Annotated in this window: 17 protein-coding genes and 1 tRNA gene; 10 read left to right on the forward strand and 8 right to left on the reverse strand. The window is 70.8% G+C overall.

All coding sequences use genetic code 11. From position 1 onward, the window contains the following. Positions 1-94: 94 nt before the first annotated feature. Positions 95-1,285 (reverse strand): serine/threonine-protein kinase, encoded by a 1,191-nt coding sequence (locus AB2U05_RS07830; RefSeq protein WP_369182859.1) that lies wholly within the window; start codon positions 1,283-1,285, stop codon positions 95-97. A gap of 308 nt (positions 1,286-1,593) precedes the next feature. Continuing rightward, positions 1,594-3,354 carry an arginine--tRNA ligase gene (argS, locus tag AB2U05_RS07835; protein ID WP_369182860.1) on the reverse strand — a complete coding sequence of 587 codons (1,761 nt, stop codon included), beginning with the start codon at positions 3,352-3,354 and terminating at the stop codon, positions 1,594-1,596. Positions 3,355-3,542: 188 nt separating this feature from the next. Here argS and AB2U05_RS07840 point away from each other — a divergent pair, with 188 nt between their 5' ends. The 8 genes from AB2U05_RS07840 to AB2U05_RS07875 are packed head-to-tail and all read left to right on the forward strand — an operon-like array spanning position 3,543 to position 13,516. Further along, the gene (locus tag AB2U05_RS07840) at positions 3,543-5,495 is read left to right on the forward strand and encodes a hypothetical protein (protein WP_369182861.1); all 1,953 of its coding nucleotides are present in this window, start codon (positions 3,543-3,545) and stop codon (positions 5,493-5,495) included. A gap of 46 nt (positions 5,496-5,541) precedes the next feature. Then, complete coding sequence (locus AB2U05_RS07845; RefSeq protein WP_369182862.1) at positions 5,542-7,554, forward strand: radical SAM protein; 2,013 nt, start codon at positions 5,542-5,544, stop codon at positions 7,552-7,554. An 11-nt stretch (positions 7,555-7,565) separates the two neighbouring features. Beyond that, entirely contained in the window at positions 7,566-8,765 is a 1,200-nt protein-coding gene (locus AB2U05_RS07850; protein WP_369182863.1) for a glycosyltransferase, read from the forward strand. Next, on the forward strand, positions 8,762-9,808 hold the full coding sequence (locus tag AB2U05_RS07855; protein WP_369182865.1) for a radical SAM/SPASM domain-containing protein: 1,047 nt from the start codon (positions 8,762-8,764) through the stop codon (positions 9,806-9,808). The genes AB2U05_RS07850 and AB2U05_RS07855 overlap by 4 nt, the downstream gene beginning before the upstream one ends. Then, positions 9,801-11,453, forward strand: coding sequence for an aspartate aminotransferase family protein (locus AB2U05_RS07860; RefSeq protein WP_369182866.1), 1,653 nt, complete (start codon positions 9,801-9,803; stop codon positions 11,451-11,453). The genes AB2U05_RS07855 and AB2U05_RS07860 overlap by 8 nt, the downstream gene beginning before the upstream one ends. Next, positions 11,450-12,259, forward strand: coding sequence for a hypothetical protein (locus AB2U05_RS07865; RefSeq protein ID WP_369182867.1), 810 nt, complete (start codon positions 11,450-11,452; stop codon positions 12,257-12,259). Before AB2U05_RS07860 ends, AB2U05_RS07865 begins: the two co-directional genes overlap by 4 nt. Next, the gene (locus AB2U05_RS07870; protein WP_369182868.1) at positions 12,252-12,986 is read left to right on the forward strand and encodes a sulfotransferase; all 735 of its coding nucleotides are present in this window, start codon (positions 12,252-12,254) and stop codon (positions 12,984-12,986) included. The genes AB2U05_RS07865 and AB2U05_RS07870 overlap by 8 nt, the downstream gene beginning before the upstream one ends. After that, on the forward strand, positions 12,983-13,516 hold the full coding sequence (locus tag AB2U05_RS07875) for an adenylyl-sulfate kinase (RefSeq protein ID WP_369182869.1): 534 nt from the start codon (positions 12,983-12,985) through the stop codon (positions 13,514-13,516). Before AB2U05_RS07870 ends, AB2U05_RS07875 begins: the two co-directional genes overlap by 4 nt. Positions 13,517-13,523: 7 nt before the next feature. Here the strand turns inward: AB2U05_RS07875 and AB2U05_RS07880 are convergent, their stop codons facing one another. Continuing rightward, positions 13,524-14,381, reverse strand: a complete 858-nt coding sequence (locus AB2U05_RS07880; RefSeq protein ID WP_369182870.1) for a methyltransferase domain-containing protein — start codon at positions 14,379-14,381, stop codon at positions 13,524-13,526. A gap of 543 nt (positions 14,382-14,924) precedes the next feature. On the opposite strand from AB2U05_RS07880, the gene AB2U05_RS07885 reads away from it, so the two are divergent. Further along, positions 14,925-16,073 carry a hypothetical protein gene (locus tag AB2U05_RS07885; protein WP_369182871.1) on the forward strand — a complete coding sequence of 383 codons (1,149 nt, stop codon included), beginning with the start codon at positions 14,925-14,927 and terminating at the stop codon, positions 16,071-16,073. 405 nt (positions 16,074-16,478) lie between these two features. Then, positions 16,479-17,723: a tyrosine-type recombinase/integrase gene (locus AB2U05_RS07890; RefSeq protein WP_369182872.1), complete on the forward strand. Its 1,245-nt coding sequence runs from the start codon at positions 16,479-16,481 to the stop codon at positions 17,721-17,723. Between the two features lie 391 nt (positions 17,724-18,114). Here AB2U05_RS07890 and AB2U05_RS07895 read toward each other — a convergent pair. From AB2U05_RS07895 to AB2U05_RS07915, 5 genes are all read right to left on the reverse strand, one after another. After that, positions 18,115-18,188, reverse strand: a tRNA-Pro gene (locus AB2U05_RS07895). Positions 18,189-18,355: 167 nt separating this feature from the next. Then, the gene (locus tag AB2U05_RS07900) at positions 18,356-19,561 is read right to left on the reverse strand and encodes an MFS transporter (protein WP_369185924.1); all 1,206 of its coding nucleotides are present in this window, start codon (positions 19,559-19,561) and stop codon (positions 18,356-18,358) included. A 204-nt stretch (positions 19,562-19,765) separates the two neighbouring features. Then, entirely contained in the window at positions 19,766-20,548 is a 783-nt protein-coding gene (locus tag AB2U05_RS07905; protein ID WP_369182873.1) for a DUF1684 domain-containing protein, read from the reverse strand. 314 nt (positions 20,549-20,862) lie between these two features. Then, positions 20,863-21,723 (reverse strand): acyl-CoA thioesterase II, encoded by an 861-nt coding sequence (locus AB2U05_RS07910; protein ID WP_045705341.1) that lies wholly within the window; start codon positions 21,721-21,723, stop codon positions 20,863-20,865. Between the two features lie 180 nt (positions 21,724-21,903). After that, positions 21,904-22,635, reverse strand: a complete 732-nt coding sequence (locus AB2U05_RS07915; RefSeq protein WP_369185925.1) for an alpha-ketoglutarate-dependent dioxygenase AlkB — start codon at positions 22,633-22,635, stop codon at positions 21,904-21,906. Positions 22,636-22,733: the final 98 nt, after the last annotated feature.

Genomic DNA, 22,733 nt, shown 5'->3' on the forward strand with positions numbered 1-22,733 from the left:
GTGCTCCTCGATAATGGTGTGCTCGGCCGATTCAGCGGTGCCGCCGCATCCGTGCCTACTGTCTACCGCAAGCGGTCGGGACGGGGCGAGGCGCTCAGAGCTTCTGGCGCTCGGACCAGGTCAGCTGCCCACGGGCCGCGTACCGCTTGCGCAGTTCGTCAGCCACCCGCCGGGACGCGGGCGGACGGCCGGGGCGCGCGGCGGGGGGCCGGGGTTCCGTGGGCGGGCCTGCCGGTGCGGGCGTCGGCCCGGCAGGATCGCCACCGGCGGCGGGGCTGCCCTCCTCGGCGGGCACGGAGTCGGCCTCGGCCCCGGGCACGGCCTCCGGCTGCTCCCGCAGCAGCTTGTCGAGGGCCTCCAGGCGGTCCAGCATCAGGGCGTCCGGTTGCGGGAGGGTCACCGACGCGCCGTCGGCCGGCCTGGTCTGTTGAATCAGCGCGTGGCGGGCCCGGGCCGGGCTGGTGCCCAACTCCCGCAGCAGGTCGGCGCAGTGCCTGGTCACCTGGTCCAGGGTGGGACGGTCGCCCGGCTCGTACGCGAGCATCGAGGTCAGCAGCGGGGTGAGTTGCTCCGGCAGTCCGGACAGGTCGGGCCCGATGTCCGGGCTCACCACCTGCACCGCGATCGCCTCCCACCGCACGCCGTCGTACGGTGCGTGGCCCGTGGCGGCGTGCAGGAGGACCGTTCCCAGCCCGTACACGTCCGCCGCTCCCGTCACCTCCGTCTCGCCGCGCGCCTGCTCGGGCGGCATGCAGCGGACTGTGCCGAGCACGGTTCCGGGCTGGCTCATGGAGCCCTTCGATGCCTCCAGGAAGGCGCCGAGGCCGAAGTCGATGATTACCGGGCCGAAGTCGCCCAGGATGACGTTGGACGCCTTGAGGTCCCGGTGGAGCAGACCTGCCCCGTGAACCGCGGCCAGCCCCTCGGCGAGCAGTGCGCCCACACTCGCTACCAGCTGTGCCGACAGTGGGCCCTGGTCCTTCACGACCTCGGTGAGCGGGCGGCCGGGCACGTAGTCCATGGCCAGCCACGGCTGCTCGGCGAGCGGATCCGCGTCGAGGAAGCGCGCCACCCGGCCCGTACCCGAGATGGTGCGCGCGATCTCCGCCTCCCGCTCGAAGCGGGCGCGGGAATGCGGATCGATCTTGTCGGGCCTGATGACCTTGACCGCGACCGGGTCGCCCGCGACGGAGTACGCCAGGTACACCGCCCCCATGCCTCCGGTGCCGAGGCACCGCTCGACGGCGTACGGGCCGATCCGCTGCGGCAGGACGGTACCTGTCACCAGCTTCCCCCCGGGTTCCACAGTGCCGACACGAACGCGATTGACGTGAGTGTCTCACCCGCCTCAGAAGGCTCTGCTGAGCAGTGTGGACACTGACGAATCACCCGTACAGCGTACCGATCGATATCGGCCCGGCAGAAGGTGCCATCGTTCCGTGACCCGGAGTAACAAGCGAGCGCGGCCGAGACGACAAGCGCCCGGGGGACATCGGCTCGCCAACAGGCCCCGCGGGCCACAACACCTACCGTCCGCTGCGAAGCCTTCGGGTAGGCCGGCCTTTCGCGGCCCACCCGAAGGCTTCACATCGGCTACAGGCGCTCGGGTGTCCCGATGCCGAGGAGGTCCATGCCCTGGCGGAGGGTCTGGCCGGTGAGCTGGCAGAGCAGCAGCCGGGTCTCCATGACCTCGCGGCTGGGGGCCTTGAGGACGGGGCAGTGCTCGTAGAAGGTGGTGTATGCCGCCGCGAGGCTGTGCAGGTAGGCGCAGAGGCGGTGGGGTTCGAAGGTCTCTGCGACGAGGTCGATGGTGGTGCCGAATTCGTCGAGGAGGAGGCCGAGGGCGCGTTCGGCCGGTTCCAGGGCGAGGTCCTGGTGGGCGGTCGGGGTGACGTCGTCGGGGGCCTTGCGCAGGATGGACTGGATGCGGGCGTAGGCGTACTGGAGGTAGGTGCCGGTGTCGCCGTTGAGGGAGACCATGCGGTCGACGTCGAAGATGTAGTCGCGGGTGCGGGAGGTCGACAGGTCGGCGTACTTGACCGCGCCGATGCCGACCTGCTTGGCCCGGTCTTCGAGTTCCTCGGTGGCGAGTTGGGGGCTCTTCTCGGCGACGACGGTGCGGGCCCGGTCGACGGCTTCGTCGAGGAGGTCCATGAGGCGGACGGTCTCGCCGGAGCGGGTCTTGAAGGGCTTGCCGTCCTTGCCGAGGACGGTGCCGAAGCCGAGGTGCAGGGCGCGGACGTTGTCGGGGAGCCAGCCGGCGCGACGGGCGGTCTCGAAGACCATCTGAAAGTGGAGGGCCTGGCGGCTGTCGACGATGTAGAGGAGCTGGTTGGCGCCGAGCATGCCGACGCGGTCGCGGATGGCGGCGAGGTCGGTGGTGGCGTAGCCGTAGCCGCCGTCGCTCTTCTGGACGATGAGCGGGGTCGGTTCGCCGTTGGGGCCCTTGATGTCGTCGAAGAAGACGCACAGGGCTCCGTCCGAGCGGACGGCGACGCCGGAGGCTTCGAGGTCGGCGCAGACGTCGGCGAGCATGGGGTTGTAGTAGCTCTCGCCGATGGCGTCGGCGTCTTCGAGGAGGACGCCGAGGCGGGCGTAGACGGCTTCGAAGTAGACCTTCGACTCGTCGACCATGCCCTGCCAGGACGCGACGGTCTCGGCGTGGCCGGCCTGCAGCTCGACGACGCGCCGGCGGGCCCGGTCGGCGAAGTCGGTGTCGCTGTCGAACTTGGCTCGCGACGCCTTGTAGAGGCGGTTGAGCCGGGACATCGACGGCCCGGAGTCGTCCGGCTCGGTGCCTTCGTCGAGCTCGGTCGGGTGCTCGATGAGGTACTGGATGAGCATGCCGAACTGGGTGCCCCAGTCCCCGAGGTGGTTGCGCCGGATGACCTTCTCGCCGCTGAACTCGAGGGCGCGCACGAGCGCGTCCCCGATGATCGTGGAGCGCAGGTGGCCGACGTGCATCTCCTTGGCGATGTTCGGCTGGCTGTAGTCGATCACCGTGACGCCGGCCTCGGCGTTGCTGCCGACACCGAGTCGGGCGTCGGCCGCGCGGGCGGCCAGGCGTTCGAGGATGGCGGCGTCGGTGACGGTGACGTTGATGAAGCCGGGCCCGGAGACCTCCAGGTTCGCGATCACCTGGTCAGAGCCGAGGTTCTCGAGCACGCGCGCGGCCACCTCGCGGGGGTTGGCCCGCAGCGGCTTGGCCAGGCTCATGATGCCGTTGGCCTGGAAGTCGGCGCGGTCGCTTCGTCGCAGCTGGGGGTCGCTGTCCGCGGCGTCGGGGAACGCAGTGGAGATCGCCTGTGCGAAGCGCTCGCGCAGCGCGTCGGCGATGGAGAGGACCGTAGGCATAGATCGAAGGACCACTTCTGTGAGAGGGCGGATCCGCGGACGGGTCGCGGGAGTCGCACGGCGCCGCTCCGTCGAGCGGTCGGCGCCGTCTGCCGAGTATCCCATGCTCCGCACAGCCGGCGGCCCGATTAAGGGCGCCGCAGAGCGAACCCGGCCCGCTCAAGGCCCTTGGCCGTAGATCATCCTGAGTGTTCATCAGCAATCCCCGCGAGTTCCGCCAGCTCGCGAGGAAGCAGGCGCTCCGCATCCCCTTGAGCCGAATCCGCAAATTCGATCGAACACAGCGTGATGGAGCGGCTACGGTGGCAAGCCTGCCGTGCGGCACTCGGGAGGGGAGTGGGGTGAGCAGGCTGTCTGGGGGTGCGGATGGTTCGCTGGGCATCGCTGCGGCGATCCGGGCGGTGTTCGTCAGCGACGGCGCAGTGCATGCGCTCGACGATCCGGAACTCGGTGACATCACCGGTGCCGTGCGGCGGCTGCGCCATGACGGCCGAGACCTTGTGGCCAAGCGTCGGTCGTGGGCGGCGGCGCACGCGGAGCGCGCCCTCGCTGCGGAGGCAGTGCGCCGCCTGGGTGCGCTCGCGGTGGACGGGTTCGGGCGCATCGAGGTGTGCGTGCCCGACCTGGTTCCCCTGGACGACCGTACGGCGGCTCTGGTGTCGCCCTACCTCGGTCGACCGCTCTCCGCCTCGACGGACGGCCTGGCCGGCTTGTCGGCAAAGGAGATCGAGGATTTCCTCCTGGCGGTGCTGGGGTGCGGCGTGGAGGCGTCCGGGTGCATTCCGCGGAACATGTTCCGGCGGAGCGGCCGGACGGTTCTGATCGACTGGGAGGACGCGTTGCTTGTTCCGGCGGGCACCGCCGCCCCCGGTGCCCTGACCGTGATGAAGTGGGACATCGCGTGGTCCGACTTGGCCGGACGTGATCTGGGGCTCAGAAAGCGCATCACGGCGGAGGGCGACGAAGAGCCGACGCTGGACGGGTTCGAGGCCGTACTCGCCGCCTGGCTGCCGGCCGGACTGGCCGCGCGGGAGGTGCGTCGCCGCGGCATCGAGTTGACGCTCGCGAGCGAACTGCCCACCGTAAGGCCGAAGTCCGCGAGTGCCGCCCGCCTGGGTCATCTCGCCGAGGACGTCCTGCCGCCCGGTCTCGGCGTCTTCCACACCGTGCTGACTGCACGGCTGCGAGCAGACCAGGGTGAGGACGCCTATGCGGACCTCCTTCACCGCCTGGATGCCCTCACCGAACGCGCCCGTGCCAACAGCGGCCGTGGCCTGGAGCGGTTACGCCGGCCGTGGGTTCTCGCCCTGTTCTCCACGGCCGAGCTCCAGTTGGCCACCGACCACCAATCGCTCGAACAGCTGGTCGTACGTCTGGAGGAGCTGCGGGGCGTCGGCGGGTGGGACGCGGCGCGTGAGCGCGCCGAGGTCGCTGAGGAAGTCACCGCCCGCATTGCCCGGACTGCTCAAGGCTCCCTGGGACTGGAGGGGTTGGAGCTCATCCTGCGCGGCTCGTGCGCGCAGGGAGTCCTCGGACGTGACAGCGACGTCGACTTCGAGCTGAGCTCACCCGATCACCCGAACGGGCATCGGGCGCTCGAGGATCTTGTGATCGAGGCGCTCGCCTGTCTGGGTCTTGCGGCCGAGGGCTCCGCCGCCCGGCCGACCGAGCGGGATGTCGTCAGCGCGGACGGGATGTTGAGCCGCGATCTCCACGAGTGGTTCGAACTGCGCCGGCCCGGCATGGACCATCACAGCCTCGGCTGGGTCGCCACCGCCATCGCTGCCCCGTCCACCGCCGTCACCAGCCGCCCGAGCGAGTACGAGCAGCGGGGCCGCGAACTCACCGCCAAGTACCTGTGGTTCGAGTCCCGGGCGCTGCTGGCCCGGCTCGTGTTCACGCGTGCCGCGGCTGCGCCGCCTCCGGTGAAGCTGGTTGCCCAGCTGTCGCTCCTGAACGAGCTCGTTTCGGGCGACGAGGCCGCCGAGGTGGAAGCCCTGGTGCGCCGGGCGTTCGCCCTGCGGGAGGCAGCCGATCCCGCGCCGCCGGCACCCGACCTGGACGTCGAGGTGGAGCAGCTGGCCCACCGGCTGGACGTACTGCGTCGCCGTCTCGGTGTGCCTGGCCCGCGCAAGCTGTAATCCCGTTCCGCCCCGATCCGCGCCATCTCAACCCGAGAGGTCAACCGTGATCAGCGACGCGATCCCACTGTCCACCAGCGATGCTTCGCATGTCTCCTTCGCGGACGGCTACACCTTCCATGTCCGCGGCGGCCAGATCACCCCTCCCGGCCAGCCGTGTCCGTGCGGCGGCCTGGAGCCGGTCCACCAGATCACCTCCTACCGTGAGGCGTACCCGCAGGCCCAGCTGTCGCTGACCGACGTCTGCAACATGGGCTGCACGTACTGCTCGTTCCGGGACCGGGTGCACGCCGACGGCAAGCCCGTCACCATCCCGCTGGAGACCGTGGTGCAGGGCCTTCGCACACACCGCGACCGGTTGGTCGAGGAGGACGCGCGGTACAGCCGGATCGACTTCGGCCTGGCCGGTGAGACCATGCTCGTGCGCCACATGCACGACACGGTCCAAGACTTGGTCGCCGAGAACCTCGCCGACTCACCCGTCGCGGTGGTCTGGGCTGGGCCCATGGTTACCAACGCCACGCTGTCGATGACGGCCGAGCTTGCCGAGCAGCTCGGCCCGCCCCAGGACATCAGCCTGGACGGGCCCAGGGACGTCCACGACCGGGTTCGCTTCTACACCGGTGGCCGCGGCGGCACGTACGACCACGTGCGTTCCGTCCTCGACCAGGTGCTGGCCCGCCACCCCGACATGGGGGTCTCGGCGGTCCTGACCGCATACTGCACCGACTTCGTGGCGATCTTCCGCCACCTCTTCGAGGACGTCGGGGCCCGCAACATCTACATGAAGCCGGTCAACGCCACCCACGACAAGGACTACGCGCTCAACGCCGAGACCCTGCCGGCCTTCCGCCAGGGCTATGCCGACCTCGTCGAGCACATCCTCGCCCAGCCGCCGGAGGGCATCCTCGCCCGGTTGCTGGCGCTGAACTCCGAGGACTTCTTCATGCGGTTCTTCTACCGGGTGAAGGACCGCGCGGCTCAGGTCTACCGGTGCGGCGCCGGTAAGAGCGGCACCTACCTAGACACCAACGGCAACCTCTACCCGTGCGCGCACTTCATCGGCAAGTCCGGCTGGCACATCGGCCACACCTCCACCGGCGTCGAGGACTCCGAGCGCCGCAAGTACCTCGACCTGGTCGTCGACCAGCGGGACGAGTGCTCCTCCTGTCCGTCGCGGTACGTGTGCGGCGGCGGCTGCTACTACCAGGCAGTCCTCGCGAACGGCGACATCACCAAGCCCGACGGCGTGAAGTGCGACCTGATCCGGTTCATCACCGACCTGGCGATCCGCCTGGTCGTCGCCCTGCGCGAGCAGCACCCCGAGGTGCTGGACGCCCTGCCCTCTCCGTACGGACTCACCGACGAGGCACTCGCCTCCTCCCCCGAAGCCGCCTACCTACCCGCGGCCCACCTCGACACCACGGTCGACAACCAGCCGATGTCCATCCCGCTTGCCGGCCCGGGCCGGGTACGAGGCGGCCTGGCCAACCCTGCGGGACTCGCGGTCACTCTCGCCCGACGCGCCGAAGGGCTCGCAGTGCGGCTGGACTTGGGCGATACGCCCGACGCCGTCCAAGCGGTCCGCATCCGCCTGCAGCCCTTGGGCGAAGGCGGGTTCACCCTTCATGACCTCGCTGCAGGGCAGTGGCCCGGCGAGCGGTACCTGCGGTGCACCCGCGACGGCGCCCGATGGCTCGCAGCCCCCACCACGCGGTTCCGCCGCGTTCCGCATCCCGATCCCACCTGGGAGGACTCCCACGACGTCCGCCTCTCCTGGGAGGCCGATCACCTGGAGCTCCTCCTGCCGCTTCCCGAACCGGCCGCCCCCGACGAGGGGCTCGGTGTGAACGTGTTCGCGGACTTCACGGACGGCGGCTGGACCGCCCTGACACTTCACGAGCCCTTCGCCGTACTCGCCGACGACGCGGCGGGTCCGCTTCACCTGTCCGGCCCGGAAGCACCCGGGCGACCCGCCTCAGCGGAAGTCAACGGCCGCATGCCCGTTGAGCTCACGCCGCTCGGTCGCTGGGCCGGGCTCCAGGGCAACACCTGCTGACGGGAGGCGAGATGCGCATTCTTCTGGTCACCCACCGGTTCGCTGGCGACGAGGCCGGCGGCACGGAGATCCTGGCCGACGACCTCACCCGGGCCCTGATGGCACGAGGCTTGGACGTCGCGTGGCTGGCAGCCGGCGACCCGCCGTCGCCGCAGCAACGCACCGCGGCCGAGTACATCAGCGTGCCCGCCGTCTTCGCGCGCGACTACCCGGCCGGTTGGCACGCCCAAGAGGTCCAGCAGGCGGCACGCATCGAGCAGTTGCTCGCCTCGCGACCTGCCGTCGACCTCGTCCACGTCCTGCACTTCAGCCGCATCGGCCTGGCGTTCCTCGACACCGCGCCGCTGCGGGACGTGCCGGTCGTCGCGACGCTGACCGACTACACCGCCGTCTGCCCCGACCACCAGCTTCTCGTGCGCTCCACGGGTGGCCAGTGCACCAGCACCGCCCCGTCCAGCGCCTGCACGGGCTGCCTCGACGCACCGATGAACGCGGCCGACGAGGTGCAGCTGTGGCGGGACCGAAATGTCGCGTGGCTGAACGACCAGGTGCGGGCACTGTGGACACAGACACCACACCAGGCTGCGGAGCTCGCGAAGGCCGGCGTCGCGATGAACAAGATGGTCCGGAACCAAGCTCGCTACGGGCTGCCCGGCAGCTGGCAATCGCTGGCCGAGAGCAGTGGCGGCAGCGAGTACCTGCTGTTCCTGGGCCGGTGCTCACCCGAGAAGGGCCTCCACGTCGTGCTCGACGCCCTCGCGGAAAGCCCAACTATGCTGCCGCTCCTGGTCGCGACGGTGCCGGACGACGCCGAGTACGAGGGGCGGATGCGCCTGGTCGCCGCCGCCAATCCGCGGGTGCGCTGGCTTCCTCCGCTCTCCCGCTCCGACGTCGGGCCGGTGCTGGCCGGCGCCCGGGCATTGCTGGTGCCCTCGCAGTGGTGGGAGAACCATCCGATCGTGGCGCACGAGGCCCGGGCCCTGGGCGTGCCGGTGTGGTCCTCGGCGGTACCGTCCATGCGCCATCTCGCGGACGACGGAGGCGTCCACCTCGTCGAGCAGTACGCCGACCCCGGTTCGTGGAGGCAGGCGATCGATGCGGCGGCCGGATGCCGGGGGCCGCGGGTGTCGTCGTTCGGCCGCCGGGTGGCGGCGTTCGAGGCGTTCGTCGACGAGATGGTCTCCGTCTACCGGAAGGAGGTGGCCAGGTGACGCCCGAGCGCGTGCCTTCGATCGTGGTGCCGGAGCGCTTTCGGAAGTTCCTCGTCACCGACGACTTCGACCGCTACGGGCTCGAGCCGGGCCGTCCGACGCCAACTCCCCAGTACCTGCAGGTGGAGCTCACCGACCTGTGCAACCTCGCCTGCGCCGGGTGTGTGCGGGCGGTGCACGACAGCAGCGGCGGTCACCTGCCGCTGGACGTCTTCGTCGCGTTGCTCGATCAGCTGCCCGATCTCGGCCACGTCTCCTTCGTCGGCGCCGGTGAGGCGCTGATCGTCCGCGACTTCGCTGCCTTCGTCCAGGCGTGCACCGACCGGTCTGTGTTCACCTCGACGAACACCAACGGCCTGCTCGTGCGCCGTCGTCTCCAGGCGGTCCTCGACGCCGGACTGGGTCTGCTCGCCATCAGTGTCGACGGCGCCGACGATGCCACGCTCGGGCGGATGCGCTCGGGCCTTCGCCGATCCCAGCTGTCCACCGCGCTGCGCGAGGCCGCGGAGATGACGCGGCAGCGTGACACCGCGCTGTCGGCCGCGGTGACGCTCTCCACCGCGAACCTTGACCAGTTCCCGGCGATCGTCGACTTCGTCGCGGACCACGGCGTCACGCGCATCAGTGTGGAGAGCCTGCATCACTGGGGCGAGGACAAGACCCTCAACACCGAGTCCCTGTTCGCCGCTTCGCCATTAATGGTCGTGCCTCACTTGGAGGCCGGCCTCGCCCGCGCCGACGAGCTGGGGCTGCAGCTGTCGATCTTCGACTACTCCCGGCTGGCCTCCCCGGCCGCCGGCCGGGCCGTGTGCCCGTGGCCCTGGGACGCCGGCTACATCACCAAGGACGGTGACGTCACGCCGTGCTGCATCCACATGGAGTCTTCACCCGGCAACGTGCTCGGCAACATCCGCAAGGCGCCGATGGCCGAGATCTGGACCTCGCAGCCGTACGGAGCTCTGCGAGACTCCTTCCTCTCCCAGGCCCCGGCCTGGTCCTCGTGCGAAGACTGCGTCTACCGAATGGAGTTCGGACGTGTCTGACACTCACCCACCCGCCCTCCTTGGCAACCGCCCGACCGAGGACAGCCGACGGCTGCTGCACCGCGCGGTCGACCTCGGCCTCGACTTCACCTCCGGCGCCTTACGCGACGACCTGGTCCTGCGGCACGCGACGGCCAAGGAGCTCATCGACCGCTTTGCCGGCCCGCTCCCCGAGAACGGTGAGAACGACGAGCAACTCCTTGAGGCCCTTACCGAGATCGCCCGGTGGTCGATCTCCCAGGCGGACCCTCGCTATCTCGCGTTCCCCGACACCGGCGACAGCGTCGCCGCCCTCGCGGCCGACATCGTCGCGTCGTTCCTCAACCAGAACCTGATCGCCTTCGACCGCAGCGCGCCCGCCGCCAGCGTGATCGAGGCCCAGCTGATCACCTGGCTCCGGGAGTTGGTCGGCTACGACACCACTACCTTGGCCGACTACCAGGGGCTCGGCGCGCTCGGCGGCATGTGGACCTCTGGCGGCAACATGAGCAACCACATCGCCATCGCTGCCGCCCTCTCCCACGCCTTCCCCGAGGTCCGCACCACCGGCCTGCGGGCCCTGCCCGAGCAGCCGGTGATCCTGCTGGCCGGCGGAGTCGAGCACTTCTCCTACCTCGCCGCCGCCCAGGCCCTCGGCCTCGGCACCGACGGACTGCTCTGGGCAGACGCCACCCCGGACTTCACCAGCGACCCCGTCTCCGTCGCCCGCCTGCTGGCCTCGCCGCCTCCCGGAAAGCGGATCTTCATGGTCGTCGGCGTCGCCGGCAACTGCCGCACCACCGGCATCGACGACCTGCAGGCCCTCGCCGAGCTGAGCGAGCAGCACAACGTGTGGTTCCACGTGGACGCCTGCCACGGCGGCAGCCTGCTGTTCTCCGAGAAGCTCAAGGTCCAGCTCGCCGGCACCGAGCACGCCGATTCCATCGCCCTCGACCCGCACAAGGGCCTGTTCATCAGCTACCCCTCCAGCTACGTCCTCTTCCGCGACCCGGCCGCGCTCGGCCGCTTCGCCCGCTACCCGGACCGCGCCCACGACCCCGACTGCCTCGACCTCGGACTGATCACCCCGTTCTACGGCTCCCGCGGCTTCGAATCGCTCAAGCTCTGGGCGCTGATGAAGCACCAGGGCGTCAACGGCATCGGCCGGCTCGTCGAAGACCGTCAGGCCACCTTCCAGAAGATGGTCGACCTGCTCGAGCGCACCGGCTGCTTCCGGATGCTCGGCACCTCCGACTTCTACCGGTGCGCCTTCGTCTTCCTCCCCACCCCGGTCGCCGAAGCCCTCGAACAGACCAAGCTGCCGACCGCGCACCACACCACGGTGCGCGACCTCATCTCCCACTACACCGCCGCCTTCGCCGACCGCCTGTACCGCGCCGGCACGGTCGTCCTCGACCTGTTCGCACTGCAGGACCTCGCCGACCGGATCGGGCTCGGCAGCAGCGCCAAGTACCAGGTCATGGGGATGTGCGTTGGCCACCCACACATCCCCGAGGAGATCGAGTACGGCATCGAGCGGGACATCACCGAAGCTGCCCATGAGCTCACGGACCGCATGCTGAAAGACCTCCGTGCCCTGCTCACGTCCACGGACCGGGCCGGCAGCGCCCCGGGGCCGGACGTGACCGGACCGGCGGGCTGGTGACCACCGTGACGACCTATCCACCCTCATTCACGATCGCCTACCTCGTCCACAGCGACGTCGAACTCCTGCGCCGCACCATCCCCACCACCCTGGCCGCCCTGACCCGCGGTACCCGCCACCCGTACGACCTGGTGCTCGTCGTGGACGGGGCAGAAAGTGCCCCGGCCGACGAGATCGTCGAACTCGCCCACGCCACCTGGGGGTTCGACGAGGTGCGGCTGCGCTGGCGCACCCGCCACCGGGCCTCCGGCGACCAGGCGAACAACATCCACACCCACTTCGTCAGCGACAAGAGCCGCTTCCTGATCACCGTCGAAGGCGACGTCGTCGCCTTCCGCGACCCGAACGCCACCGATGTCCTCGCCGAGATCGCCGAGACGTTCGACCAGTGCCCGCAGCTCGCCCTCGCCCAGCGCATCGACGACCACGACTGCTGGCAGTGGAAGCTGGAAGAGGTCGGCCCGCCGCTGAGCGACCGAGCCCGCTCCGTCAACCGCGTCTCCTCGCACTTCCTGATCTACGACACCCAGCGAGCCCGCCCCGTCATGACCGCGGCCGGCGGCATCCCCGGCGACCGGTTTCACGACGACGGCCAGCGCTGGATGAACTACGAGGACTGGCTCTCCCACACCTTCGCCCATCCCGCCGGCCCCGGCATCGGCTACCTGCACCACCTCCCACTCCGGATCTTCCACTGCGACGAGAAGACCACCCCCGGCTCCGCCCACTACCGCCGCGACATCACCACCCGCCTGCGTGTCTTCGCCGAACGCGAGCACGCCGTGAAGGAGGAACTCGGTGCCTGACCACCGTCTTGTCCCCTCGCCCGTGTTCCTCCTCTCCCCGATCCGCTCCGGATCGACCCTGCTGCGCTGCTTGCTCGGCTCCCACCCCGACGTCCACGCCCCGCACGAACTCCACCTCGCCGGCTACACCGTGGCCGTCGACGACGAGTTCACCGACCTGTCCATGCGCACCCTCGGCCTCACCCGTACCGACCTCGAACACCTGCTCTGGGACCGCCTGCTGCACCGCCAGCTCACCGAGGCGGGCAAGAGCGTGCTCGTCGAGAAGTCCCCGGGCAACGTGTTCATCTGGCAACGCCTCGCAGCCTGCTGGCCCCAGGCCCGCTATATCGTCCTGCGCCGCCACCCGGTCGCCATCGCCGACTCCATCCGCCGCGCCGGCGACGCCGACGACCTTGCCGAAGCGGCCGTGACCGTGGACAAGTTCGCCGCCGCCCTCGACGAGGCCGCCGCCAACCTGCCGAGCACCGTCCACGTCACCTACGAGCAGCTCACCGCCGACCCGGAAGCCACCTGCAAGGCCCTGTGCGAGCACATCGGCATCCCCTGGGATCAGAGCATGCTCGACTACGGCTGCCACGACCACGGCCCCTTCGTCTATGGCATCGGTGACTGGTCGCCCCAGATCGCCTCCGGCCGCATCCAGGCCGCCACCCCGCCGCCCGAGGCCCCCGACGTCCCACCGCTGCTCAACTCCTGGTGCCAGAAGTGGGGTTACGCCCCGTGAACCAGCCGCGATCATCAGCCGTCTTCTGGTTCCTCGGGCTGCCGGCCTCCGGCAAGACTACCCTCGCCCGGCACCTCCTCGCCCACCTCCGTACCGAGCACGGCGCCGACTGCGGGCTCTACGACGCGGACGCCGAACGCGCCACTGGCGTCCTGCGAGATCTCGGCTGGTCACCCTCCGACCGCATCGCCACCATCCACGCTCTCGCCCGCGCCGCAAGCCGCCACCAGGTCGGCATCGTCACCCTGGTGACCTCCACCGAGGCGGAGCGGCAGCTCGCCGCAGACCTTCTCGGAGAACGCCTCCACCTCATCCACGTCCACGCGCCCGAACGAGTGCGCCACGCCCGCGACGCCCTCCGCACCGTCCGCGCCTACCGGACCAACCCGGCACCGGACGCACCGGAGCTGTCCTGGTCCGATCCCGAACTGCCCGCACTGGCGCTGGACACCACTGCCCCGCTCAGCACCAGCGTGAAAGCTCTGTGCGCGTTCGCCGCCACCACCCTCACGAACGCCGCTTCCCCATAGACGCCGGTCAAGCAGCAGTCGGGAAATGCGGCATCGAGCCGACTCTCCCAGGCGTCGGCCTCTGGCCGCGGTACAAACCGGCCCCATGCCCGATGCGACCGCTCCTCGCCTTCTCCGCCACCGCGATGAACGCGAGCTCGGAGAAGAAGAAGCCGCCCAGCTGGTCCGCATCGCACACCGAGGTGTACCAAGCCTCGATCTCTTCAGGAGCGACCGCACCACGACCGTGCCTTGCGGCGGACAGCAGAGCCTTCCGGACCTGGTCAACCCGATCCTTCGCGTGCCCCGTGAACGCGGTCGACCACGCCAGCAACGGCTCGACGCCGACGAGGTCCAGCGGGCTGCGGGCGAGGAGCAGCCCGAGCTTGCGGCCGATCCTGCCGTCCGCATGGTCCATCCAGCTCTGCGCGTCATCCGCAAACGCGTGGCACACCCGCCGGTCGAGATCGGCGTCCGCGCCCGCGATCACCATCGAGTCGAAGTCGACGTGCGCGATGACCGCCCGCCCGCCAGGCCGAAGAACCCGTGCCACCTCGGCCAGCATCTCCTGCGGGTTCGGCAGGCACTCGATGGTGTTGTACGACACGACGACGTCCACGCTCTCGTCGAAGCACGGGAGACGGTCGCGCAGGTCCGCAACGATCGTCGCCGTCGCCCCCTTGTGACCTGCCAGGGCCGCGTGGACCTGGCGCAACGACTCCGCCGAACGGTCGATCCCTACGAGGGAAGCCTGCGGCGCTATCCGGCTGACTGCCCGCAGCGTCGGTCCCGCACCGCAGCCAAGATCAACGACAACCTGGTCGGAATCCTGGGGGCCAGCAAGCTCCGCAAGGCGCGCATGGATCGGCTCAGCACTGTCGGACACGGCACTGCCCTCCTCCCCTGTCCGCGCCAGAGCCCGAGATGGCGGCACCAATAGTTCAGGTTTGCACCTTATGACATGCTTCGAGATGTCTCATCCCGAGAAGGGAGCCCGCCACCCATGGATCGCCCCTTCGAGCCACCGCCCACTCCAGCCGCGCGTCCCATCAAGCGGAGAACACCCAGCCCCCAGCCGCTCGGCCGTTCGCAGCCACAGCCTCCTGGAGCCGGCCGAGAACGCCGCCGGGTAGAGCCGACGAATCCCGGCGCAAGTAGGCCGAGCCTGCCCATTGCACCGGTCGGGGGCCTCCCGTCCGGTGATCTCTCGAGCACGCCGGTCTCCGTGATGCCCCCGCACCGCTGGTCTCATCCGAACCCGTCGAGGAGCCTGCAATTTGGGGTTCAAGCGCCTCTGCCGCTGAGGGGGCTTCGCTCTCTCGCAGCGACAGACGCCCGTCGGCTGCACGGCCCGGCGTTCTCTGGCGGTGCGTCAGAATGGCTCGGCGCCCGGCGGCGTTGCCGAGCAGATCACCGGAGGTACGGCTTCATGACCCGATACAGCATCGACCCCGGGCGGCACGAGCTCATCGCGACCTGGGGAACCGGCGAGGGCGATCTCGCCGCCCGCATCGCCGCCCTCCCGGCCAGCACGGACACGGCCGCGCTGATGCGGCTGGCCCGCGCCCTCACCCACCTGTCCGAGGCCGCGTGGCGCACCTACACCCACCCGGCCAGCGCCGCCTCCTCGGTGGAGCCCAACTCCGAGGGCTGGCGCCGCGCGGAGGAACGCAAGGCGTTCGACGAGGTCCCCGGCGCCATCACCCAGCCCAACCTCCCCCAGGACGGCATGCTCGACGTCGACTACAGCCCCCTGGTCGAATCCGCCCACCGCGTCGGCCGCGCCCTGCACGCCATCGGCAACGCGGACCTCACCGACGCCGTCCTCGCCGAGGTCGGCACCGAACTCGCCGCCGTGGAGAATGCCGAACTCGGCGACCTCACCGGCCGCGCCCGCCAGGCCGTCCTCCTCAGCCGCGAAGGCGCCTCCCCCGTCCAGGTCGCCGCCGCCGATCACCTCCTCGAACAGGACCCCTTCGGCCCCGCGGCACTGTTCACCGACATCGACCCCACCGCCGCCGCCGTCGCCGCAGCCCACTGGCTCGCAGCCGCCGCCGAGGTCACCGCCGAAACCACCGGCCACTCCCCCACCGCCGTACTCTTCGAAGCCGACAACATCGAAGCCCTCCCCCACGAAACCCCCACCCTCGTCCTCGAACTCCTCGAAGCCGGCGCCTCCCCGTACGACGCCGTTACCGGCCTCGTACGCCATGCCCTCCACATCGCAGACGGCCTCCTCTCCGACCCCGCCGGCCTGCGCGAACAACTCGAAGACATCGACGACACCCTCGCCCAGCACACCGGCCCGGACACCGACCCCGAAGACACCGGCCTGCGCCTGACCCCGCTCGACCCCAAACGCCCCGCCCCCGATCTCCTCGAAGACCTCCTCGCCGGCATCCGCGGCTGCTGGCTCCTCCACGACGAATACGACGAAGTCGACGACGAAGACGACTTCGGCGATGACGAGGACTGGGACGACGACGAACAGGCCGGGCAGCAGCAGGACCGCAGCCGCAGCGACTTCGCCCAACTCGTTCGCGAAGCCGCAGCCGCCCACCGCAACCGGCTCATCTGAACCGCCTGCCGCAACCCCCACGCGGATCAAGGCGCCCCGACCTCGGCGGCCCGCCCGCCTCGGCCCAAGGTCGCGCAGGGCCAGCCACCCCGACCAGCCGTTCACACTGCGTAGCCGCATCGGAGGGCAGGAAGCACCCCCCGGCCGCCCGCGTGTGCCTCCGGGTCAAGGCCCCGGCTAGTCACATACGGTGATGGTTTTCGCATGCCCACATCGACCATGACAGGTGCCACCGCAACCCGCCCGAGCTTGGCGCATCCAGGTGCGGATCCTCACCGTGAACCGCAGGTCAGAGACCTATTTCCGGGTTGGTGATCGCATGGTGGTCGCAGACGATCATGCTCTCGCGGCGCGTGTAGCCTCCGTGAACTGATCAAGAAGTCACAGCCACAGGAGGTACACGGAGTGCGCAGGTCAGGACGACCGGGCCGGGTCTACCGCCGATGCGGGTGCCGCGATGCGACTCGGCGCCAGCTCGGCGCGAAGTGCCCACGCCTGGCCGAGCAGGATCACGGCACGTGGACCTTCGCCGTCGACATCCCCTCCCTCACCGGCCGCAGGCGCACCATACGGCGCGGCGGCTTCGAGGACGAGTGGTACGCCGAGACGGCACTGCGACGCTTCCTCGAAGGCCGACAGCTGGGCTTCGACGCCGACCCGCACGAGACGGTGGCCGCCTACCTCACCAAGTGGCTCAAGGGCATGGAGTTCCTGCTCAAGCCCACCACCTACGCCCGCTACCGCACCTACGTGCTCTGCGAGTTGATACCCGTCTTCGGCAAGATACGCCTCGAGGAGCTCGCCCACGACCACATCGCCGCCTACACCCACCAGCAGCTCGAAGCCGGCCGCGGACGCCAGGCCGTCTACCACTGCCTCGCCACGCTCTCCAGCGCCCTGGGCACGGCCGTGCGCACCCACCGCCTCCCCTACAACGCCGCCCAGCCCCTGCCCATGCGCAGGCCCCAGGCCGCCGAACGCGTCCCCTGGACCGCGGAACAGGCCGTCGCCTTCCTGAGTCACTGCCGAGGCGTCGACCCCGCCTTCGCCGACCTATTCGAGGTCGTCATCGGTACTGGCCTGCGCAAGGGCGAGGCCCTCGGACTCCAGCGCCCGTGCGTGCGGCTCGACGACCGCGTCATGTACATCCGCCACACCCTCTCCGCCATCGACAACCACGAACTCGTCCTGACCGCACCGAAGACGAAGAAGAGCCGCAACTGGGTACCCCTGTCCGACCGCGTCGCCGCCGCCCTCGAACGCGCGATGGCCAGGAACACTTCCCCGGACAACGGCCACGTCTTCCAGGACACCGACGGCAAGCCCCTCCACCCGGCCGCGGTCCGCCGGCGCTTCCACGAACTGCGCGAACAAGCCGGACTGCCGCACGTCACCATCCACGACCTACGACACCTCGCCGCCACCCTCGCCCTGGAGGGCAACGTCCCCATGGCCATCATCTCCAAGACCCTGCGGCACTCCACCCTCTCCACCACCGCGAACATCTACAGCCACCTGACCTGGGACGTCGCCATGGCCGCGGTCCACACCATCGAAACCAGGCTCCACCTCGCCGAGTCCCGCACCCACTGCGGCGCCGACGCCCTCGCCAACCCCTTGGCGAACCCGCTGTTCAGCCACGCGGCCTGACACAACCGCACGCCCACACCTCGGTCCACCGGGCCGCTCAGAACGCCGCAAGGGCCAGCTAAACGGCCGGAACCGCCGGTCCATCACTGACACCCGCTCAGCCCCGGAGCCACCACCACACCTGACGCCGCGGGCCCCACAGGCATGCCCACTTCCGGGACACCATGCCCACTTCGACGCCGGGGAGAAGCTCACGCACCTACCGACTACGCTCGGTCATCTCGACTGAACGGACAAAAGCCGCATATCAGTTGTGACTGAGCGGCTTCACACCCCCGGATGCGCCCCCTGAAATGACGCGAACGAGCGCCCGCGACCACACTGCGACCACCACAGCAAAAGAGCGGGCACCTGGCTTCCCAAGTACCCGCTCTCACAACCGACTTCACAGTCGGGACGACAGGATTTGAACCTGCGACCCCTTGACCCCCAGTCAAGTGCGCTACCAAGCTGCGCCACGTCCCGTGGTCTCGGTGCCCGGTAGCGGGGCCTGGGGGGCTCTGCTGTGGGCTTCTCGACCTTGTCTCCGGGTTGTCCCGGCGACATGGAAAACAATACAGCACGTCGGGGGGTGCTCGCTGCCAGGTTTCGGGTGAGGGGGACGGGGCGGGGAGGGGCGGGGGTGGGGTGGGTCAGGGGGTCGGGTGGCGGGCGTCGTAGGTGAGGAAGGCGGGGCGGCGGGCGGCGAGGAGGAGGACGGCGGCGACGCAGGCGAGGCCGCCGGTGATGACGGAGGTGGCGGGGTTGGTGAGGGAGGCGACGGCGCCGGATTCGAAGTCGCCGAGGCGGGGGCCGCCGGCGACGACGACGATGAAGATGCCCTGGAGGCGGCCGCGCATCTCGTCGGGGGCGGCGACCTGCATCATCGTGTTGCGGAAGATCATGCTGACGGTGTCGGCGCAGCCGGCGACCGCGAGCAGGAGGAGGCCGAGCCAGAGGTTGTGGAGGGCGCCGAAGGCGGCGATGGCGAGGCCCCAGGCGCAGACGGCGGCGAGGACGGCGGCGCCCTGGCGGTGGATGCGGCCGACCCAGCCGGAGAAGAGGGCGCCGATCAGGGCGCCGACCGCGGGGGCGGAGACGAGCAGGCCGACGGTGCGGGCGTCGCCGCCGTAGAAGGTGACGGCGATGGCCGGGAAGAGGGCGCGCGGCATGCCGAAGATCATCGCGGCGAGGTCGGCGAGGAAGCTGGTGCGCAGGTTGGGCTGCTCGCGCAGGAAGCGCAGGCCGTCGAGGACGGAGGCGCGGCCCTTGCGTTCGCCGAGCGGGCGGAGGGAGGGCAGGCGCCACATCGCGTAGAGGGTGCCGGAGAAGGCGACGGTGTCGACGAGGTAGGCGGCCTGGCTTCCGTAGGCGCCGATGAGGACGCCGCCGAGCATGGGGCCCACGGTGAGGCCGAGGTTCATGCTGATGGTGTTCAGGGCGTTGGCCGCCGGGAGTTGGTGGCTGGGGACGAGCCTGGGGATCATCGCCGAGCGGGCGGGTGAGCTGATCGCGAAGAACGCGGCCTGGAGGGCGACGGCGGCGTAGAGGACGGCGACCCGGCCGTTGTCGGCGGTGGCCTGGACGGCGAGGACGGCGGAGACGGCGGCGAGGCCGGCGGAGCCGATCAGGCCGAGCCGGCGCCGGTCGACGGTGTCGGCGATCGCCCCGCCGTAGAGGCCGAAGGCGACTAGCGGGACGAGCGAGAAGAGGCCCACCAGGCCGGTTGCGAAGGAGGAGCCGGTCAGGGCGTAGACCTGGACGGAGACGGCCACGGCCGTCATCTGCTGGCCTATGGAGGACACCGCCTGGCCGAACCACACCCGGCGGTAGTCGGGGTTCTCGCGCAGGGGGCTCAGGTCGGCGAACGCCCCGCGGACGGCCCGCCGGTACCAGCGCGGGGCAGGAGCCGGGGAAGCGGAGGCGGACGGGGAAGGGGTGGACGGGGAGGCTGCGTCGGGAGGCTGATTGGTCGGCACAGTCGTCCATGCTCGCCCCGGCCGCCGCGCCGCCCGACACCGGGGGCGGCGCAGCGCGGCGGCGTCGGCGGGGCGCCGCACCGCCTACCGGCTGAGGACCTGCCGCTCCCCCGCCTCGACCGCGAAGTCCAACCGGTTGCCCGGCGGCGGGAACGGGCAGATGAAGTGGTCCGAGAAGGCGCACGGCGGCAGGTAGGCCCGGTTGAGGTCGAGCACCGTGTTCCCGTCCGGATCGGGTGCGGGCAGCGTGATGAAGCGGAACCGGTAGGTGTCGACGCCGCTGGTCGCGTCGGCGATCACCCCACTGAGCCGCTGGCCGGCGCGGCTGACGGTGAGGGTGCGGTGCTCGCCGGCGACGGTGAACTCGATCCGCCCGGTGACGGCGAGCGGGCGTTCCCGTCCGTCCGCGTTGGGGACGACGACGGCCTGCGGCTCGCCCTCGAAGGGGGTGAAGACGGCGGGGACCGCCCATTCCGGCGCGTACGGGTAGCTGGAGATGCCCGCGAAGGCGACCCGGCGGGGTGCGGCCGGGTCGAGGACCCGCAGGGCGAGTTCGCCCTCGCGCTCGATCGGGACGAGCAGCAGGTCGTCGAGGGCGGCGGTGTCGGCGGCCGGGTCGGTGTCCGGGCGCAGCAGCACCTCGCCGTCGACGGGCCGACCGCCGACCGTGACGCCGTCGGCAGCCGCCGCCCGTACCCGGACGCCCTCGCCGTCGGCCCACCAGCGGCCGGGCAGGCCGGGGACCTCGCCGGGCTCGGGGGCCAGCCAGTGCGTGCCGGTGAGCGCGAGCTGGCCGTGCGGCGCGCTCACCGACGCGGCCCGCTGCTCGGTCCAGTGCTTCCAGTCCTCCGCGGCCGTCGCCGTCATCGGTCCACCCTCCCGCTCAGTTCGTCGACGGCCCGCCGCTCGGGCCGTCACCTCGGTCGATCACTTCAGCCGTTCGCCTCAGCCATTTCGCCTCAGCCGTTTCGCCTCAGCCGATTGCCTCAGCCGTTCGCCTCGACCGTTCCGACGCCGACCACCGCGGCGTCGACCACCACAACGCCGCCGACCCTGCCGGGCCATTCCCGCCCGCCGGGGAACGACCGGGGAACGACCGGGAACCGCCACACCCCGCCACACCCGGCAACATGCCGACACTCATCGACACCTCACCGACACCGCGCCTCAGCGATTCGCGCTCACCCACCCAGCGGCCGGAACAGCCCCTCCTGCACCACGGACACCACCAGCCGCCCCTCCCGGTCGAAGATCTGCCCGCGCGCGAGGCCGCGCGAGCCGTGGGCGATCGGGGACTCCTGCTGGTAGAGCAGCCAGTCGTCCGCCCGGAACGGCCGGTGGAACCACATCGCGTGGTCCAGCGAGGCCATGTCGAAGTGCCGCGTGCCCCAGAGCGGTTCCACGGGCGCGCGCACGGCGTCCAGCAGCGTCATGTCGCTGGCATAGGTGAGGGCGCACACGTGGATCAGCGGGTCGTCGGGCAGCGGGCCGTTGGTGCGCAGCCAGACGCCGCTGCGGGCCTCGATGCCCTCCAGCTCCTCCTTGGTCCAGCGCAGCCGGTCGACGTACCGGATGTCGAACGGCTGGCGGCGGCTGATGAACGGGGGCAGCTCGCCGAGTCTGGAGCCGACCTCCTCCAGCGCGCTGGGCAGGTCCTCGGGGGCGGAGACGGTCGGCATCGGGTACTGGTGCTCGATGCCGCCCTCCTCGGGGAGGTGGAAGTCGGCGGTGAGCGCGAAGATCGACCGGCCGCCCTGGATCGCGAGCACCCGCCGGGTGGTGAACGAGCGGCCGTCGCGGATCCGGTCGACCTGGTAGACGATCGGCACGCCGGGCACCCCGGGGCGCAGGAAGTAGGCGTGCAGCGAGTGGACGGGGCGCTCGCCGTCCACCGTGCGCCCCGCCGCGACCAGCGCCTGCCCGGCGACCTGGCCGCCGAAGGTGCGCTGCAGCGCCTCCTCGGGGCTGCGCCCGCGGAAGATGTTCAGTTCGATCTGCTCCAGGTCGAGCAGGTCGACAAGGTCGTCGACGGGGGTACCCATGCGTGCTCCCTCTCCGGGCTGCGGGGGGTCCGCGCCGGTCGGCGCCGCCCGCTCCGCATCGAATTCTTCCGCTCACTCGAATTCTCCGGCGACCCGGGTCATTCCCGCTCACCGAGCCGGAACGACCAGTTCACTCGAACGTGTGAGCGGCACCACCGGGAGTGACCGGCGACGTCCGCGCTACCGCTCCAGCCCCGACTGCCGCACGGTGATGTTGAGCCGCCCGACCAGCCCCAGCGCCGGGTCCGCCGTCCCCGGCAGCGTCCGCACCACCCCGTGGTACGCGAACCGGGCCGGGCCGCCGAACACCAGCAGGTCCCCGCTGCGCAGCTCCAGGTCGGTCCACGGCCTGGTCCTGGTCTCGGTGTTCCCGAGCCGGAAGACGCAGGAGTCGCCGAGCGACAGCGACACCACCGGCGCGTCCACCCGCTCGTCCCGGTCCTGGTGGAGGCCCATCTTCGCGCCGTGCGGGTAGTGGTTGACGATCGCGATGTCCGGCTCGTACGCCGCCGCGCCCGCGACCTGCGCGCCGCCGGCCTCCCCGACCGACCCGTCGGCCCCGACCCCAGACCCGCCCCCGCCCCCGGCCCCGACCTCAGACCCGCCCCCGGCCCCGCCCCCGTACGCCTCGACGACGGCCCGGCGGGCGAGCAGGCCGAGCTCCGGCGGGAACGGCTTGACCGGCGCACCGTCCTCGGCGAACCGCCGGTAGCCGTACGGGTACCAGTGCAGGCCGAGGCTCACCATCCGGACCGACATCATGCCGCCGGTGGGCATCCGCACCTCGTGCAGGCCGGCCGGCGGACGGGCCCACTCCCGGCAGGCCGCGACCAGCCGCAGCTGCGCGTCGAGGTCCAGCCAGCCGGGGAGCAGCACGGCACCGGGGGCCGGCTCCCGGCGCCCGCCCCGCACCGCGGACCCGCCCCGCTCGGCAGAACGGCCCTCCTCACCGGACCGGCCCCCCTCGCCGGAACGGCGCCCCTCACCGGACCGGCCCGCCGGATCGCCGA

This window comes from Streptomyces sp. Y1 (assembly GCF_041053115.1).
Lineage (GTDB): Bacteria > Actinomycetota > Actinomycetes > Streptomycetales > Streptomycetaceae > Kitasatospora > Kitasatospora rubellomurina.